Source organism: Streptomyces sp. NPDC002133 (genome assembly GCF_040296405.1).
Classification (GTDB): Bacteria; Actinomycetota; Actinomycetes; order Streptomycetales; family Streptomycetaceae; genus Streptomyces.
The window spans coordinates 66,225-84,372 of record NZ_JBEOXF010000035.1 but is presented as its reverse complement, the minus strand read 5'-3'; the positions used below and the strand labels follow the sequence as shown (position 1 = coordinate 84,372).

8 protein-coding genes are annotated in these 18,148 nt (G+C 69.2%); 6 read left to right on the top strand and 2 right to left on the bottom strand.

Going from position 1 to position 18,148, the window contains the following annotated elements; all coding sequences use genetic code 11:
* Positions 1 to 311 precede the first annotated feature (311 nt).
* From ABT078_RS27585 to ABT078_RS27560, 6 genes are all read left to right on the top strand, one after another.
* Positions 312 to 1,547: an AAA family ATPase gene (locus ABT078_RS27585; protein ID WP_351232261.1), complete on the top strand. Its 1,236-nt coding sequence runs from the start codon at positions 312 to 314 to the stop codon at positions 1,545 to 1,547.
* A gap of 50 nt (positions 1,548 to 1,597) precedes the next feature.
* Entirely contained in the window at positions 1,598 to 2,212 is a 615-nt protein-coding gene (locus tag ABT078_RS27580; protein ID WP_351232259.1) for a hypothetical protein, read from the top strand.
* A gap of 274 nt (positions 2,213 to 2,486) precedes the next feature.
* Positions 2,487 to 3,707 carry an AAA family ATPase gene (locus tag ABT078_RS27575; protein WP_351232257.1) on the top strand — a complete coding sequence of 407 codons (1,221 nt, stop codon included), beginning with the start codon at positions 2,487 to 2,489 and terminating at the stop codon, positions 3,705 to 3,707.
* Positions 3,701 to 4,351 (top strand): hypothetical protein, encoded by a 651-nt coding sequence (locus ABT078_RS27570; protein WP_351232255.1) that lies wholly within the window; start codon positions 3,701 to 3,703, stop codon positions 4,349 to 4,351. Before ABT078_RS27575 ends, ABT078_RS27570 begins: the two co-directional genes overlap by 7 nt.
* Before the next feature lie 500 nt (positions 4,352 to 4,851).
* The gene (locus ABT078_RS27565) at positions 4,852 to 11,748 is read left to right on the top strand and encodes a DEAD/DEAH box helicase (RefSeq protein ID WP_351232253.1); all 6,897 of its coding nucleotides are present in this window, start codon (positions 4,852 to 4,854) and stop codon (positions 11,746 to 11,748) included.
* Positions 11,745 to 13,991, top strand: a complete 2,247-nt coding sequence (locus tag ABT078_RS27560) for a UvrD-helicase domain-containing protein (protein WP_351232251.1) — start codon at positions 11,745 to 11,747, stop codon at positions 13,989 to 13,991. The genes ABT078_RS27565 and ABT078_RS27560 overlap by 4 nt, the downstream gene beginning before the upstream one ends.
* A gap of 22 nt (positions 13,992 to 14,013) precedes the next feature.
* Here the strand turns inward: ABT078_RS27560 and ABT078_RS27555 are convergent, their stop codons facing one another.
* Together ABT078_RS27555 and ABT078_RS27550 are read right to left on the bottom strand one after the other, a co-directional pair.
* Complete coding sequence (locus tag ABT078_RS27555) at positions 14,014 to 14,955, bottom strand: serine/threonine-protein kinase (RefSeq protein ID WP_351232249.1); 942 nt, start codon at positions 14,953 to 14,955, stop codon at positions 14,014 to 14,016.
* 146 nt (positions 14,956 to 15,101) lie between these two features.
* The gene (locus tag ABT078_RS27550) at positions 15,102 to 18,131 is read right to left on the bottom strand and encodes a pPIWI_RE module domain-containing protein (protein ID WP_351232247.1); all 3,030 of its coding nucleotides are present in this window, start codon (positions 18,129 to 18,131) and stop codon (positions 15,102 to 15,104) included.
* Positions 18,132 to 18,148 lie beyond the last annotated feature (17 nt).

Genomic DNA, 18,148 nt, shown 5'->3' with positions numbered 1-18,148 from the left:
CTACGCGAAGCACCCCGAACGCTTCGTCCGCAAGCCACCGGAGCCCCCGAAGGTCCCCGCAGCGGCCTGGATCAACAAGCCGGCACCAGACGGCCCACTGATCCCGGCACAGCGTTAGAACGATCTACCTGCCTTGATCGCCTTGACAGGTTCCGGTGCGGACTACGCTGCTCCGCATGGAACTCTGAGCCACAATGGACTCCGTTCTCATCGCCCCTCCGGGTGATGCCTCATCAGAACGGGCTGCTTTGGGGGCAGCACTCTTCGCGCATTGACCTTCGCCACGATCACTCACCCGATAGGTTCATCCCATGTCCGGCCGCCTCCTCGAACTGCACGTCGAGAACTTTCGCAGCCTCCGCGATGTCACTGTTCCCCTCGGCCCTCTGACCGTACTCGTCGGACCGAACGGAGTCGGCAAGTCCAATGTGCTGAAGGTCTTCGACTTCCTCGCCGACATCATCCGTACCGATCTCCAGCCCGCGCTGGACACACGCGGCGGGTTCGACGAGGTCGCGTTCTGGGGTGGATCGAAGCCGCCGACGTCCATGCGGATCCAGCTCAAGGCCACCTGGACGAGCAATGCCACGCTCAATGCCCCGGACGAATACAGCCTCGCCATCAGACGACGGTCGCTGCCGTCCCACCGGGGCGGAAATCGGGACGCGTACAGCCTCTCCCGTGAGGAGAGCTTCCAGTTCAAGCGGACCCAGGGGCGCGGACGGCGCATCACGATCTCCGGTGAGCAGGCTCGGGTGGTCGACAGGCGCGCCGGCGAGGAGAAGGACAGCGGCAGCTTCGGCATCCGGCGGCTGAGCAGTGGCCTGTCCACGTTGCCCCGGCTGGGGCCCTCAGACGGCGGCGACGAAGTCACCAGAGTCGCCGACCGGCTCTCCACCTTCCGTGTGTTCGACGTCGATGTCGCTGCGGCAAGGCTGCCGACGCGCCTGCGCGGCTCGGACTTCGTCACCCTGTCACCCCACGCCGAGAACCTGGCCGCTTTCCTTATCCACCTCAGCACGCAGGACGACGTCTGGGAGAGCCTTGTCACGGACGCCCGTACCGTGCTGCCCCAACTGGAGAACATCGAATTCGAGGAGGTCGGCGGTTCCACCGACCAACTGACGGTGGTCCTGCGGGAATACGGCCTGCGCCGCCTGACACCTCTGGCCGACGCTTCCTACGGTACGGTCCGCCTGTTGGGCCTGCTCGCTCTGTTCTACGACCCCAACCCTCCAGCCTTCACCTGTGTCGAGGAGATCGACCACGGGCTGCACCCACAAGCACTGGAGCTCGTCGTGCAGCGACTGCGCGAGGCCGCCGAGCGAACGCAGTTCATCGTCGCCACACACTCGCCCGCTCTCGTGGACCGGCTCCGCCCCGAGGAGTTCGTCGTCTGCGACCGGGACGAGGACGGTGCCTCGATCATCCCGGCGCTAACGGTTCAGGAAGTGAGGGACATCGTCGAGGAATCAGGCGACCAACCTCTCGGGGAGCTGTGGTTCTCAGGCGTGCTCGGCGGCGACCTCACCGGAGGTGAGCTGTGAGCCCCCGAGGTAGGGCCAACGGCCCGCGACCGGATTCACGGGAGCGGGGATTGATCGTCCTCGCCGGCGAGGACCAGAACGACTGCGAGATCCTTGCCGCGCTGATACGCGCGCACCGACCTGACGTCGACACGACGGCCAAGCTGGTCCGTATCAATGATCCTGTGCGACTACGCAAGAAGTCCGGCCCCGATCTCGCCAGTGCGGTGAAGGTGCTCCTCGGCAAGGCGCGCGCCAAGGCTCTTCAGCAGAAGGCGCAGCTGTACGGGTTCGCCGTCCATGAGGACCTGGACGGCTTTACCGACTCGCAGTACGACAAGATCCGCAGGGCACTCACAGACGAACTCGACCGTCAGTGCGGCGCGTTCCACACGGCACTTGCACTTGCCGCATGGGAATCCGAGGGGTGGCTACTCCTGTTTCCAGAGGCCTTCCCACATGTGCGCCCGAAGTGGAAGGTTCCCGCCCAGCTACGCGGAAAGGACACAGGCCGCATCAACGAGCCCAAGGAAAAGCTCAAGCACGGGCTCGGCACACCGACCTTCCGGGAAAGCGACGGCCCTCTCGTCGCGCGCAAGGCCCTCGAGAACGGTCTGATCCCCTCCCCCCAGGGCACGAACCGCTCATATGCCGACTTCGTCGGTGATCTTGAGGCGTGGGCCTGACCGCTCGGGCTCGCGTAGCCGGCCCCCGTAACCGACCGCTACTCCCTCCGCCATCACCGCTCCAGCTGCGGCTGGGGCGGTGACGACCGGCTTCCCAGCTCGCCAAGGCCGTGGTTAGGGCAATGCCTCCACCATGACAGTGCGATCCATTCCAGTAACGGAGCGCACTTGACAGCGGCAGATACCCACGTGTCTCCTATGCCACAGGGTCGAACCGGGGGGCACAAGTGATGGGCTCTCCGTGCACCAACTCTGCCCTTTCACTGCTACTTTGATGGGTCATCACTTGAACGGTCGCCTGCTTCATCTGTCGGTGGACAACTATCGGACCCTTACTCGGGTGGAGCTTCCGCTGGGCCCCCTCACCGTCCTGGTCGGGCCCAACGCGGCAGGCAAGTCCAACGTGCTGCATGCACTTGAGTTCCTCGGCCTGGTCACTCAACACGGGATCACGGCGACCCTGAAGGGCCTCGGGGGCTATCCGGAAATCGCCTATCGGGGCGGGGACCGCTTCACTTCGCTCATGCGTGTGGGCGTCAAAGGAGTTTGGGGCCCACACGGCTCCGAATCACAACCAGACAGTTATGAGCTGACGCTCCGGTACCGCCTCAGGCGAGGCAAGGGTTCGAACGACTACGTCCTTTCACGCCGAGAACGTCTCGAGCACCGAGCGCCAGACGGGAGTTCTACGGTCCTGGATCTAAAGTCGACGAAAACATCGGTGACATACCCGCAGCGACCAAAACAGGTCACAAGTAAATTCGCTGTACAGCCGCAGGAAAGCGCCCTTCACTCGAGTGCCGGACTACCTGTCGGACATCCCGTGGACGCCGGCCTGTCAACGCTCGCCGACCTGCTTCGCAGTATCCGGGTCTTCGACATCGATGTGCGAGCCGCACGTAGACCGGCACCCATCGGCGAGTCGGCCCACCTGATGGACGATGGCTCCAACATCGCAGACTTCCTCAAAGAACTCCGAGAGGATGCAGACGCATGGGAGCTGTTCCTTGAGGACATCACGACTGTCCTGCCGCACATCGAGGACATCGAAATCCTGCCGACACCCCACCGGCCAGACCGTGTGACGGTGGCCATCCACGAACGCGGTCTCCGCGGGTCGACTCGCCTGGCCGATGCCTCCTTCGGTACCGTCCGGCTCCTGTGCCTCCTCGCCCTGTTCCACGACCCCCATTCGCCTGCAATGACCTGCATCGAGGAGATCGACCACGGCATTCATCCCCATGCACTAGAGCTGTTGAGCCATCGACTGCGAGAGGCAAGTGACCGCTCCCAGTTCTTGGTCACCACGCACTCCCCAGTCTTCGTCGATCAGTTGCGACCTGAGGAGTTCGTGGTCTGCGAGCGCGACGAGCACGGACGGTCCCGCATACCGGCGACCAGTACCGACCAGATCCTTGCGGCGATCGACGCGTCGGAAGGAATGCCGATCGGCGAACTGTGGTTCTCGGGCACACTCGGGGGGACGGCATGGTGAAGAAGGTCGGAAAGGTCAATCCCGCTCGCAAGTCAATCATTGTCGTGGCCGGGGAGGGCAACAACGACAGGGAAGTTCTCAAACACCTCATCGGAGCCCTCCTCCCGAAACCGTGCCCGAAGATAGTCCCCATAACCAGGCAAACCCATCTGGCCAAAGCGGAGAAATTTCTCCAGCCCCGCGTAGACGACCTCCGTCGACTTGCCAACGCTGCTGCCGCAACGCAACACGCATGCTTGGCGGGCATCGTTGTACACGTGGACTTCGACGGCGCCGAGAGTGCACATTACGACAAAGTTCGCCGGAGGATCTCCGCCGAATTGGTTCGGACGTTCGGACCCGAGGCAAAGGCCGCTCTCGCTCTCGCGGTATCAGAGACCGAAGGTTGGCTAATGCTATTTCCCAAAGCCTTCCCCAAGGTGCGATCGGGATGGAACCTTCCCGAGGAAGAGTGTCGACGTGATCTCGGGCGGATCCCCAATGCGAAGGAACACCTAAAGCGGCTTCTGAAGCAACCTCCATATCGAGAGTCTGATGCTCCGAGCATTATGCGTGAGGCGGCGCAGGGCGGCCTGATCACCGCCCGGCCGAGCGGCACGAACCGCTCCTACACCGACTTCGCTGGTGAAATTTCAGCCTGGTGAATACCCAATTGCACCAGACGCAGGCCCGCTCACGCTGCTGCCGTGCCCAACATGGACAGCACTGAGGGGATCAGATACGCCACACCAAGGTCCTCCGCACAGTGCCGACAGCTGACCCAGACTCGTACGTGCCGCAAGATGACCTCCCTCATGGGTGACCCGCCGATCACGCACGAGGCCGAACAAGACGCTGTGGCGATCGGGGCAGTCACCCGGCCCCGTTCGCGGGGTTGAAGTCCGTCCCCAGCCACGAGGGTCTCCCTCGTTGGTGGACGCCAGGGCATCCGGGACGAGGAAGGGGCATCGGGCACGAGGGCATGTCCTCTGTCGGCGGAACGGCCTCGACGGCGGGATTCAAGCCGTCGGAACGGCTCGTGGAAAAACCGCCTATGACCCGACTGCTGCCGTTGTCAGTGGCAGACGATATTTTGGCGGCGATCCTCACCGTCGTCCGTCGGTCGACGATTCTTCCTGGTCCGACTTGTCCGAAAGGCCCCGTCGTGAAGCCCACCCTGGCCGCCGCGCAGCTGCGCGGCAGTCTGACGCAGTACCTCACGACGACGTACGCGCTGGCCGACGAGGACACCCGGCTCGCCCTGGAGCGGTTCCTCGGGGATCCGGAGACCGGGATCTTCCGCGGGCCGTACCTGCGGATCAGGACGCCGTTCCACCCCGCCGACGACGGGTGGCAGTCGGCGCTGGAGTGGCAGCCGTCGTTCACGCCGTGGCGGCATCAGGCCAAGGCGTGGGAGCGGCTGAGCACCTACAAGGGGGCAGCCGAGCCGACGCTCGTGACGACCGGCACCGGGTCGGGCAAGACCGAGTCGTTCCTCATCCCCGTGCTCGACCACTGCCGCCGGCAGAAGGCGCTCGGCAAGCGCGGTGTGAAGGCCGTGCTGCTGTATCCGATGAACGCTCTCGCCACCGACCAGGCCGGGCGTATCGGGGACTACCTCGCCCAGCCGGAGCTGGCGCAGGTCACCGCCGGTCTCTACATCGGGGACAAGCCGGACACCGATTTCCGGCGGGTGATGACGCGGCGCGAGGAGATGCGGCAGTCGCCGCCGGACGTGCTGATCACCAACTACAAGATGCTGGACCTGCTGCTGCAGCGGGCCGAGGACCGGACGCTGTGGGAGGGCGCCGACATCGCGTACGTCGTGCTGGACGAGTTCCACACCTACGACGGCGCGCAGGGCACGGACGTGGCGATGCTGCTGCGGCGGCTCGCGTCGGCGGTGGGGGCCTCGGAGGCGGGGCGGCCGCTCGGCTCGATCTGCCCCGTGGCCACGTCGGCGACGCTCGGTGAGGGCGGCGGGGACGGGAGTGGCATCCTCGCCGTCGCCGAGCAGGTGTTCGGCGTGCCGTTCGGTCCGGAGTCGGTGATCGGTGAGGAACGGCTCACCGCCGACCAGTTCGTCGGCGAGGTGGACTACGAACTGCCCGAGCCGCCGAGCCCCAAAGAGGTCATCGACGTCTCCGGCGGACCGGGCGTGGAGTCGGATCCCGACCGGCTGGACCTCGACGCACTGGCGGCGCGGCTGCTCGGGCGGCGCGGCCTGGATGTGTTCCAGATCGGGCGGCTGCTGAAGAAGCACGACTTCACCCATGGTGTGCTCGCTCTGCTGAACGGCGAGCCGCTGGACGAGTGGGGGCTGCGTGACCGCATGGCCCGCTTCGGGTACGCCTGGGCGCGCACCGCACGGGAGAACCCGCGGCTCGCCCTGGAGGCGCTGTCGCGCTTCGTGGCGTTGCTGTCGTCGGCGCGGGATCCGGAGTCCGACGAAAGCCGGCCGCGTCCGCTGCTGCACATCGAGGCGCATCTGTGGGTGCGGCCCGTGGGGCGGGTGCTGAGCGGGGTCGGTGCGCGGCCGGAGTTCCGGTGGTACGAGGACGAGCGGGCCGTGGCGCGCAGGGCGGCGCTCACGGCGGCGCCGACTGCCGACGACGCGGCCGACAGTGAGGAGTGGCCGATATCGGACTCCCGACGGCCCGAAGCGCTGCCCGGATCCGACACCGTCCAGCGTCCTGCCCAGGCGCATCTGCCGGCGATCTACTGCCGTACGTGCGGCCGCTCGGGCTGGGCGGCGCTGTCCCCGGAAACCGATCCGCAGAAGCTCGAAATGAGCCCGCTGAAGATCTGGCAGGCCGGGATCGGACGCGACAAACGACGGCTGCGGTACTTCATCTCGGCCACCCCGGCCGAGGTCCGGGAGGCGCTCTGCGCTCTGACGGGCGCTGCGCCCAAGCCGGCGGGCGGCATCGATCCGCAATCCGTGGTGGTGCTGGACGGGGCGCAGGGCACCTACCGCATGCCCGTCGCCGAGGACGCGGACGGGCTGCAGGACGCCTGGTTCGCACGGGCCGTCCTGGACCGGAAGACCGCCGACCAGGCCGCCAAGGACGACATGTGTCCGGCGTGCAACAGCGACAACGGCATCCGGTTCCTGGGCACCGCCCTCGCCGCACTCGCCTCGGCGACGGTGACACAGCTGTTCACCGGAGGCCAGAAGCTCGCGCTGGCACCGGAAGAGCGCAAAACGCTGCTCTTCAACGACTCGACGCAGGACGCCGCCCACCGCGCGGGCTACGTCGCCAACGCCTCGTACAAGTTCTCGCTGCGCTCGCTGCTCGCGCACGAGCTGGTGAACGCGGGCGGGCCGCTGGCCCTCAACGACCTCATCGGCAACGTCCTGGACTCGGTGGACGATCCGCAGGCCCTGGCCGCGGTCGTGCCGCCGGACCTGCATGACGAGGAGGGCGTGGACCGGCTGCTGTCGGGACGCGGCACCGGGGACGCGCGGACGTGGAAGCTCATCGGGGAACGCCTCGCCTTCGCGACCGTCATGGAGTTCGGGCTGCGCTCGCGTCTTGGGCGCACCCTGGAGCTGACGCGGACGACGGCCGCAGAGGTGGCGGTCGAGGAGCCGGACAAGGTCGTCGCGCTCGCCCGCGATGTCCATCTGGCGCTGCCGGGCCAGCTCGGTCTGGATGCCGGACTGCCGACGCCCGAGCGGTACATGGCCTATGTGCGGGGCCTGTTGGAGCGCCTGCGGATGCGCGGAGGTGTCCGGCACCGGTGGCTGGAGACGTGGATCAAGGAGGCGGGCGTCAACCAGTACCTCATCTCGGGCCGGCGCCCGGAGGGAATGCCCGCGTTCCCCGAGGGCTACGTCGCGCCGCCGCGATTCCTGCTGGACGGTGCGAAGGAGAAGAGCAAGTTCGACACGGTCACCGGGCGCGGCAACTGGTACCAGGACTGGACGCGGCGGTGTCTGGGCCTGGACGCGGCGGGGGCGACCGAGTACCTGCGCAGGCTGCTGCCCGTTCTCGCGGACGAGGGTGTGCTCTCGGGGCGCACGGCGAAGGACCGTACGACGCGTGTGTACGGGCTGCAGCCGGGTCACATCCAGGTGCGGATCCTCGAGGACGACGTCGTCAACAAGGCGTTCGTGTCGTGCGAGGAGTGCGGCTGGCAGCAGGTCGTTCCGCCGGAGCGCCGGACCCGCTGGTACGGGCATCCCTGTCCGCGCTACCGCTGCGCGGGAATGCTGACGCCTCCCCAGAGCGGAATGTCGTCGACGGGCGCGGGCAGCGGTGGCTTCGGCGGGAAGCTGGAGCGGGACTACACGGACGACTACTACCGCCGTCTGTACCTGACGGGCGGCACCTACCGTGTGGTGACCGCCGAGCACACCGGTATGCTCACGCGGCCCGAGAGGGAGCGCGTGGAGCGCACCTTCCGGCAGGGCACCCATTACACCGACCCCAATGTGCTGTCCTGTACGCCCACGCTCGAGCTCGGTATCGACATCGGCGATCTGTCGGCCGTGCTGCTCGGCTCGCTCCCGAACGGGCCCGCGAACTATGTGCAGCGTGCAGGTCGCGCCGGGCGCCGGACGGGAAACGCGCTGGTCGTGGCCTTTGGCGGACGCCGCGCCCGCGACCGGTACTACCTCGACGAACCCACCGAGATGATCGCCGGTGACATCGTTCCGCCGGGCTGCTACCTGTCGGCGGTGGAGATCCTGCGCCGCCAGTACACCGCCCATCTCCTGGACCGCGCGGCCCGGGGAGAACTCACCACGGCGGACGGTGAGACGCTCATGCCCGCACCGCGCCTGTCGTCGGCGCTGTTCGGTACGACGGGATGGTGCCAGGACCTGTCGGACGCGGCGCTCACGCACGGAGGGCGGCTGGTCGACGAGTTCCTGGCGTTGTTCCCGATGGCGCCGGGCGGCCCCCTGGACGACAGGGGGGTGTCGCCGCACGCTGCCGAAGAGCTGCGCGCGTACGCGACCGGTGGCATCGCGCGCGCCCTGCAGGAGGCCGAGGAGGAGTGGACGGCCCGCCGTGAGGAGCTGCGCCGGCGTATCGCGGCCATCGACACCGCGATGGACGGGCTGCTCGCCGACGACCGGGAACAGGGCGCTGAGCGGCGGGAGTTGCTCGCCGAACGGCGGGCCACGAGCGAGCTTCTGCGCGAGGTGAGCCAGACGAGCGCACACGGGGCCCTCGTCGAGCTGGGCCTGCTGCCCAACTACAGCCTCACGGACACCACCACCTCGCTGGAGGCCACGCTCTACTGGCGCGAGACGCCGGCGGACGCCGACGAGAGCCCGGAAGGCAATGAGGGACGCCGCGAGTCGGTGTACCGCAGCGAGGTCCGCGACTACGAGCGCTCCCGCAAGCTCGCCCTGACCGAACTCGCCCCCGGCAACAGCTTCTACGTCAACGGCTACCGGCACGTCGTCCGGGCCCTCGACATCGGCACGCCCGAGCGGCGGGCCTGGGCGGTCTGGCGTCTCTGCCCCGCATGCGGCTATGCCAGGACGCACGGGGACGCCGCGAACGACACCTCGCCGTGTCCTCGCTGCGGCTCTCGTGACATCGCCGACGCGGGCTGCGTGCAGTACGTACTGGAGCCCAAGCGGGTCCTGGCCCGCGACAAGCGGGACGACGCGCGGGTGCGCGACGACCGCGACGAGCGCGATCGGAAGCGGTACGCGGTCCTCACCACCGTGGACATCGACCCCGCGCATCTGGCCGCAGGTTCTTGGCGCCACGAGACCGCCGTCTTCGGCGCCGACTTCACCCGCAAGGCGGTCGTCCGCACCCTGAATCTGGGTGTCGACCGGCAGGACGGCAGCAGCACGGTGCCTTTGGCGGGGGACGACGTGCGCCTCAACCCGTTCTATGTCTGTACCAGTTGCGGCGGGGCGACCGCCGACGGACGGCCGGTCGTCGACCAGGCGCAGCACGCACTCACGGAGTCCCTTGCCCGCTCCACCCGGGCCAGCGCCCACCACCAGCTGTGGTGCCCGCGCCGCCGGCTGCACGGCAGCGGCGAGGAACAGGGCACCGGGCATGACGTGCCCCTCCTCCTCGCGCACGAGCTGACGACGGAGGCCGTGCGCATACTGCTCCCGGCGTCCGTGGCACGGGCCGACGAGCGGCTCGCCTCCTTCACCGCGGCACTGTTCGCGGGGATAGCGGCACGCTACGGCGGCGACCCGGACCACATCGACATCACGGCCGCGTCCATGCCGGACGGGGAGGACCGCGACTGGCCGCGCCGCTTCCTCGTGGTGTACGACCGGCTGCCCGGTGGCACCGGCTATCTGCACCGGCTGGCGACCGCCGACGGGTTCCGCGAGGTCCTGCTGAAGGCGCGCGAGGTGATCGAGGGCTGCGGCTGCCTGGAGAAGGGGCTCGACGGCTGCCACCGCTGTCTGCTGCGCAGGGTGCCGCCCGGCGACTACGACAAGGTGAGCCGCCAGGAGGTCCGGCAGATGCTGGACGAGCTCCTGGGCGCCGACGGCGAGCGCTGGCGCACCTCTCCGGTCGCCACCACGCAGCACATCCCGATGCACCATCAGGCCGAGAGCGACCTGGAGGTGATGTTCATCGACACGCTGCGCGAATGGGCCCAGCTCCCTGAGAGCCGTGCCAGCGGCGACGCGTACATCACCCCGGCCGGCACCCACGCACTGGATCTGCGTCTGACGGCCGCCGACGGCAAGACACTGAGCTGGCGGGTCTCGCAGCAGCGCGTCCTCGACGGCACGCGCCCGGACGTCCTGTTCGAGCGGGTCGACGCACCGGGGCCGCGCGTGGCGGTCTACCTGGACGGCTACGAGTTCCACGCGGGCCGCGAGCACAACCGCGTCGCCGGCGACGCGGACAAGCGCACGCGTCTGCGGGCCGAGGGCCTGAGGGTCTTCCAGCTCACCTACACCGATGTGAAGGAGTGGCAGCGGCGCGTACGGGACACCGGGTACGCGGGCGCGGGCCCGGCCGACCCGGTGTGGGAGCCGTACGGCGAGAACGCGAAGGCGAAGGCCCGCGCCTACTACGCGAGCACGCGGGGCGGGCTGCCGGGCGAGCTGGCCGAGACGGTGTGGGTCAACCCTGCCGAACAGCTCACCGAGTATCTGCGCCACCCGCACGCGGACCGCTGGCAGTGGCGCGCCGAGGCCGCCTTGGCGGGGTTCATGGGTACCGGGACCCGCCCTGTCCCCCTGGCCCCAGATTCGGTCGGTGCGCAGATCACGGCAGGGCTCCATGGCCGCGCGCCGGAGGGACCGCGCGGGCCGGTGCAGATGTTCACGGCGACGGACGGCTCCGGGCTGCGGCTGATGTTCACGGCGGACGGCCGCCTGAAGCCTCCCGCGTGGACGGGCATCGTCCTCCTCGACGACTCACCCAGCGTGCACGCCCAGGAGGAGGCCCACAAGCGGCGGTGGCGGGCCTGGCTCTACTGGTCCAACGTGCTTCAGTTCCTGGATCACGGCGGCGGCGACAGCGCACAGTTGACGAGCAGCCAGCTCAATGGATTCGTGCCCGCGACACTGACCGTGGCCGGGGGCAGCGGGGTCCTTGAGTCCGTCCGCATGACGCTCGACATCACAGCCGTCGATGCGGTGGAGGCCCCTGAGCCCTCCGTGCCGTCCGCGACCGTCACCGAAACCGCACCGGTCGCCCCGGGACCCACCGCGGCTCGCGACTCCGCCTGGGACCAGGTCATGGAGTACCTCGACCCGGACGAGCCCGGCCTGCTCGCGCTTGCCGAAGCCCTTGCCGCACTCGGTGTGCCGGCGCCCGAGGACGGCTACGAGCTCGACGACCACGGCTGGCTGGCCGAACTTGCATGGCCCGATGCCCGTATCGGCGTCGTCCTCGCGCCGCGTCCTGTCGAGGGTGCCGACGAGGATCCGGAAGCCGGTGACCGGGACCGGGCCTTCGCGGCGGCGGGCTGGCGCGTACAGTCGGCCGGCGCCTGGACCGTCGAGGAGATCGCGGACCTCCTCGACGGCGTACAACCATCCGACGACGGGATACGTCGGGATCTGCAGGACGGCACCACCTTGGACGATGGGGAGACCGAAGACTCGTGACCGGCAAGAACGTGACACTGCGCCTGCTCGACAAAGCGGACAGGGAGATCCTCAAACTCCCCCGCCCGGTCAAGGGCGCGATCTACGACTTCCAGCACAAGTTCAAGACCAACCCCGACTCCGCGGGACTGCGTCTCAAGCAGTTGCAGGGCCACGACAAGCTGTTCTCGGCACGGGTCAACGACGAATACCGTGCACTCCTGCTGCGCCTGGCCGACGACGACTGGCTGATCGTCTCGGTCAAGCACCGCAAGGAGGTGTACGCCCACCTCGACCGGCTCATGTACTCGGTCAACCGCGTCACCGGCGGCATCGAGTACGTCGACCTCCAGGTCGTCCAGGAGGAAGTACTCACTCCCCAGCCCCGGCAGCCCGAGCCCGCCCCCCGCGCCGAGCCGGCCGCCCCGCCTCCTCTCTTCGCCCAGTGGACGGAGCAGCAGCTCACCGATCTGGGTGTGGCCCCGTCCCTGGTCCCGGTGATCGCCGCGCTGACCACCGAGGACCAGCTCCTCGGCCTCGTCGAGCACGCGCCGCAGCTCACCGGCGAGGTGCTGCTCGCGCTGTACGACGGCAAGGAGTACGAGGACGTCCTCGACCAGGTCACCGCCCCGGTGACCGCGCCCGAGCCGGTCGACCCCGAGGACTTCCAGGCTGCCGTCGAGCGCCCCGCCACCATCGTCACGACGACCGACGAGGCACTGCGGGAGGCCCTGGAGGGCGAGGACTTCGGCCGGTGGAAGGTGTTCCTGCACCCGACCCAGGCCAAGCTCGTCTCACGGGACTACAGCGGTCCGGCACGGGTGGGCGGCGGCCCCGGCACCGGCAAGACGATCGTGGCCCTGCACCGCGTCAAGCACCTGGTCGAGCGTCTCCCCGCGGGACGCACCAAGCCCGTCCTGCTGACGACGTACAACAAGAACCTCTCGGCGGACCTGCGGTCGCGGCTGCTCGCACTCGGCGGCGAAGCCCTCCTGTCGCGCGTCGAGATCAGCCATGTCGACCAGTTGGCGCTGCGCACCGTCCGGGAGGCCGAGCCCGGCAACCGCAAGCGGATCATCGACGAGGCTCAGGCGGTGCGGGAATGGCGCTCGCTCCTCGACGAACTCGACGAGAACGGCTGGGACGCGGAGTTCCTGCACGACGAATGGGCTCAGGTGATCCTCGGCCAGGCCGTCACCTCCCGCACGGACTACTTCCGGGCCCGCCGGGCCGGACGGGGACGCACGGTCAGCCGAGCCGAGCGTGCCGAGATCTGGCAGCTCACCGAGCGGTTCACCCAGCGTCTGGACCGGCTCGGGGTGCAGACCTGGGACCAGGTCGCCGAGCGGGCGGCCCAGCTGGAGATGGAACGCGCCCGGCGTATCCAGTCCATCGACCGCCAGCGGGAGGAGGCGGGCGGCCTCGACAACATCCATGTGGCCGACGGATCCGGCGGCTGGCTGCGCTACCGGTACCGGCACATCGTGGTCGACGAGGCACAGGATCTGCGGCCCGCGCACTGGAAGATGCTGCGCGCTATGGCCGCTCCGGACCGCAACGACCTCTTCCTGGTCGGTGACACCCACCAGCGCATCTACAAGAACCAGGTCACGCTGGGCAGCCTGGGCATCAACATCCGCGGGCGGTCGTCGAAGCTGTCGCTGAGCTACCGCACCACGCGGCAGATCCTGCTCTCCGCGCTGAACGTGCTCGGCGACGAGACGTACGACGACCTCGACGGCAGCACCGAGAACCTGGCGGGTTACCGGTCCGTTCTCAGCGGTGCCGTCCCTGATCTGCACGGGCTGCGGGACTGGGAGGACGAGCGGGAGGCGATCGCCGCGCTGATCGAGTCCTGGGGGGAGATCCCGCGCGAGCAGATCGCGATCGCCGTGCCGACCAACGAGATGGCGAGCCAGGCGGCGTGGACGCTGGCCCAGCACGGCATCCCGAGGCTGGAGATCGGGCCGGACGGACCGCGCGGCGACAACGGTGTCCACATCGGCACGATGTTCAGGTTCAAGGGTCTCGAGTACCAGCGCATGATCATCGCCGGAGTCAGCGACGGACTGGTTCCGCGCGCGGACGTCCAGCAGCGGCGCACCACGGACCCCAGCCGCTATCGACGGGAGATGCAGCGCGCCCGATCGCTGCTCTTCGTGGCGACCACGCGGGCCCGGGACAGCCTGGACATCTTCTGGCACGGGGAGCCGAGCCCGTTCCTCGAAGAACTGATGAAGGCGCGGCGCCCGATGTCGGCTTGAGCGCCGGGGCCAGTCGGTGCCGTCACGGCATGACCGGCCCCTGAGGTACGAGGAACGGCCGCCGGGGGTCCTCCGGCGGCATCCTGCGGACCGCGAAGCCCGGATCGGGAGCGGGCACGTGCGGCACGAGTGCCGCGTACACCTCGGCCGCACTGCTCGGGCGGTCTTCGGGGCGCTTGGCGAGCAGAGCGTTCACGAGCTCCTGCAGGGAGGCGGAGGTGTGTACGCCGTACTCGCTCAACTGCGGGGGGACCTCGGTGAGGTGCTGGGTCACGAGCTGGGCCGGGCGCTGACTGCGGAACGGGCGGTGGCCGGTGAGCATGTAGTGCAGCAGGCATCCCAGCGCATACAGGTCGCTGCGGCCGTCCAACGGGTTCTCTCCGGCCAGGAGCTCAGGCGAGGCGTAGGCCAGATTGCCGAGCGTCTCGCCCGTCATCGTGAGCCGCGGGTCGGCGTCGGACAGAACCGTGACCAGTCCGAAGTCCAGGATCTTCACCAGGCCGTCGGTGCGGACCATGACGTTCTGCGGCTTGAGGTCCCGGTGGACGAGGCCCGCGGCATGGGCGGCGGACAGGCCCGAGCAGAGCTGTGCGGCGACCGAGGCCGCGGCCGGCACAGGCAGGCGCTCGCCGTCGCTGCCGTCGATGACGTTGTCGAGGGTCGTACCGTCGACGAGCTGCATCACCAGGCAGCAGACATCCTCGGTGACGGCCGCGTCGTACACGGTGGTGATGTTGGCGTGGTCGAGTCGAGCGGCGGCCTTGGCCTCTCTCTCGAAGCGTGCAAGGGCGTTTCGGCGTCGGTCGGGCAGGGACAGCAGATCCGCGGCGATGGTCTTCACCGCAACGGGACGCTCCAGATACACGTCCATCCCCTGCCAGACGTGTCCCATCCCTCCCCTGCCCAGAATTCTGCCCAGCCGGTAGCGGCCACGTAGGACCTTGCCCGGAGCGAACTGCTCCACGTCCACATCCCTCTTCGGTGCGCCCAAGCGATCGGTGTGCCGGTGCGCGGACCGCCGGGCGGAGGTTCCGCCGTCGGCAGCCCGCGCGTGACAAGTCAACCAGGCTCGCAAGCACAGCTCACGCGGACCGAAGCAGGTGCGGGAAGTCAGCCTTCGAAGAGCGTCAGCTGGCCCTCCTGTGTGTCCGGCTCCTCCTCGATCCCGGGCGCGGCCTCCTCGGACGGGTCGGGATCGGCAGCCGGGTCCCCGCTGTCGCGCAGCTCGCCGGGCGGCTGCTCCTCGCCGTCGGGCGTGGAGTGCTCAGTACGCGTCGGTAGGACGTACTGCTGGCCGAGGCCGGCCAGGTGGAGCGGCAGGGGCAGGGCGAGGGCCTCGGGATAGTCCGGCGGCTGACGCAGCAGGTGCGCGTTGAGAGCGAGTGCCTGCGGATCGTCGCCGTCCTCCTGATGGCAGCCGAGGACGGCGATTTCGAGGAGCGCCGGCATCCAGCCGACCTCCCCGGTGTCAATGGTCGGCTGACCTTTGCGAGGACCCATGCGGATCGGGCGCGGGGCCAGCTTGTCGGCCTCGACGGCCGAACTCTTGAACTGCACCGGCTTGGGCGTGGTGGAGTAGAAGACCCGGCCCGAGCAGTCATCCGCGGGCGTCCACAGGTGGGAAGGCATCCCGTTGGGCCCCTCCTTGGGATTGACGCCCCACCACTGGGGGGTCTCCCGATTCCTGGACGAGCGCACCCTCAGCAGCCGCAGATCGGCGTCGAGGCGGCGCGGCTCGGCGTGGCCGTCGCGGATGCGGTCGGGTTCCGTACGGCCGTCCTGGAGCCACGTCCAGTGGGAGCGGGCGTTCTGCGCGTCCACCATGAGCAGCGTCGGCTCCCGGCGCAGTGAGGCCCGTACGTTCTGCAGCCACTCCTCGGCCCGGCGTCGCTGCTCCTCACGGTCCGCACGCCAGCTGCGCGGCTTCCCCCCGGGCTGCTGCGCAGCCTCAGGTCCGCGCGGGGCCGGGATCACGGGACCGACCTCGGCCAGCCGTGTCAGCTTGAGGAGCATCTCGGGATACGACACCCATGCACCGGCTCCGTCGTCCGCGTCCGGGTCCCAGCCTTGAACCCTGGCCAGGCCGCTGCCCTTGGCGTCCGGAGTGACCAGCACCGCCACCGGGACGTCGGCGGCCCAACGGGTACGGGTGGTGGGGTTCTTGCGGACCATCCACACCGCGGCATACCTCATGCCCTCGGGCACGCCCTGATCGAGGCCGTGCTCGGGGTGGACGCGGGCTCCCAGCTGACGCAGGCCGTCGTCCCAGGCCATCAGGGCACGGTGCTGCTGGTTGCCCACCGTGTTGTAGCCCTTGACCTTCTTGGGGACGGCCATGAACTGGGTCACGAACCCCGCGTCCGCGCAGCCCAGCCGGACGGCGAACTTGGGATCGTGATCGCGGGTCGTGAAGTCGTCGGGCCGGTCGATCTCCACCAGCGCCAGCGCGGGCACACCCCCGATGCGGTCCTGCCTCAGCCACTCGGCGGTCTCCGTGCGACGCAGGTGCTCGGCGGCCGCGACGAGGTCGCGGGTGCGGCGCGCACCCTCGGGAAGCTCCAGGCCGTCCGTCAGTGCCGCGGCTCCTTCGGTGCCGGTTCGGACGGGCCGGTAGCAGCGCAGCCGCACGGTGAGCTCAGGTGCCTGCCACTCCAGGACGACCGGGGCGGCAGGAGTCGCCCCCCGGTAGGCGTCCTCGCTGTGCATGCCGCCGTCGCCCTTGAGGCCGAGACGCTCGACAAGTGCGGCCACGGCCGTGTCACGCATCTCGGAGTTCTGCCACATCAGACGGGCCTCCAAGACGGGAGTGTCGTCCGATGCGTTTCCGAAAGCGGCGATCGCGTAGGCGACGGCGGCCCTGCGCTCGGCGGTCCGCCGCGCCTCCTCCTGCTCCTTCTCGTCCTTCTTCACGCTCGTGGGCGGGGCGTTGAGCGGCCTCGTTCCGGCGAGCGCGGTGTGCGTGAGCCGGGGCGCGGGGCGCAGCTCCTCGGGGAGGGCCTGCTCCGCCCAGGCGGTGAGCTGCGAGCACTGGTGCGGCATCAGCCCGGCCTTCACCGCGTGGGAGCCCATGGCGGTGCGGTACACGATCGCGGCCCGCGCGTCGCGCCGCAGCCAGCCCTCGGGGTCGGTGAGGATCGCGTCCGCGTCGGGGAACGGCTCTCCCAGGGCGACATCCGCGAGGAGCCTCGCGGGGCCGCCGTACGCCCAGCCTTCGGTGAAGGCCCCGCTCTCCTTGTCCCAGCGCCGCTCCAGCTGGGCGACCGCGAACCGCTCGCTCAAGGGGACACCGGGGAGCACGGGCACGCTCGGGCGCAGCAGAACGGTCGTCCGGGTGCCGTACGGTACGTGCACCCGGCTCGACCTGCCGCCGACGCGGGTCGCCCAGCGGCGGATCGACCAGTGCAGATGGAAACGGGGCAGCGGGTCGAACGGCACGGTGTGCAGGGTGATGTTGAGGACAACGGAGAACCACCAGGTGCCCGCCGGCTTCCCGGGTTCGTACCGGAGCGGCTGCGAGACGAGCTCGGCTCCCTTGTCCTTGGGGCCGCGCGGCATCGCCCGGAAGCGCAGGGCACCGGAGTCGTACGGGTAGGGGCCGAGCGCGAGGATCCGGCGGGCCAGCCAGTCCGTGGTGAGGGTGAACTGGTGGGCCTCAGGGGCCGCGGTGCCGCCTCGGGTCGTCCCGCACGCGAGGAGCTCTCGCTGCGCCGGCTCCCATGCGGGCGGGTTCTCCGTGAGCTGGGTGCGGACGCTCCGAAGGAGTTCCCTGTGCTCGGGCTCGGGGCGCAGTCCACCGAGCCAGCGGTTCAGCAGGGGGGTCAGGACCTGCGGCGGCAGAGGGTCGGGGACGTCCTCGGCGACGTACAGCCAGCGGGCCCGCGCGTCACCCCGGTCGTGGAACGGGCGGGGCATGACCAGAACATCAGGGGCGAATGCCTGCAGGACCTGCTCCAGACGGCGGGTCGGCACGGTACGCCAGGGCTCGGAATCCGGGCCGAGGCCCGCATTGCAGAGAGTGAGGACCGCGTCGCGCCATTCCTCGGGGAAGGGCAGAACTCGGTAGCGGGAGGTGACGCCGGCATCCCGGTCCACGGGGACCCAGGACGCGGTCTGGACATGACGATAGGACGCAGCGGGCATGGCGGGACACTCCGGGA

Excerpts from the sequence above, each read along its gene's own strand:
- ABT078_RS27585 (WP_351232261.1), top strand. The coding sequence starts at position 312 with ATGTCCGGCCGCCTCCTCGAACTGCACGTCGAGAACTTTCGCAGCCTC.
- ABT078_RS27575 (WP_351232257.1), top strand. The coding sequence starts at position 2,487 with ATGGGTCATCACTTGAACGGTCGCCTGCTTCATCTGTCGGTGGACAAC.
- ABT078_RS27570 (WP_351232255.1), top strand. The coding sequence starts at position 3,701 with ATGGTGAAGAAGGTCGGAAAGGTCAATCCCGCTCGCAAGTCAATCATT.
- ABT078_RS27550 (WP_351232247.1), bottom strand. The coding sequence starts at position 18,131 with ATGCCCGCTGCGTCCTATCGTCATGTCCAGACCGCGTCCTGGGTCCCC.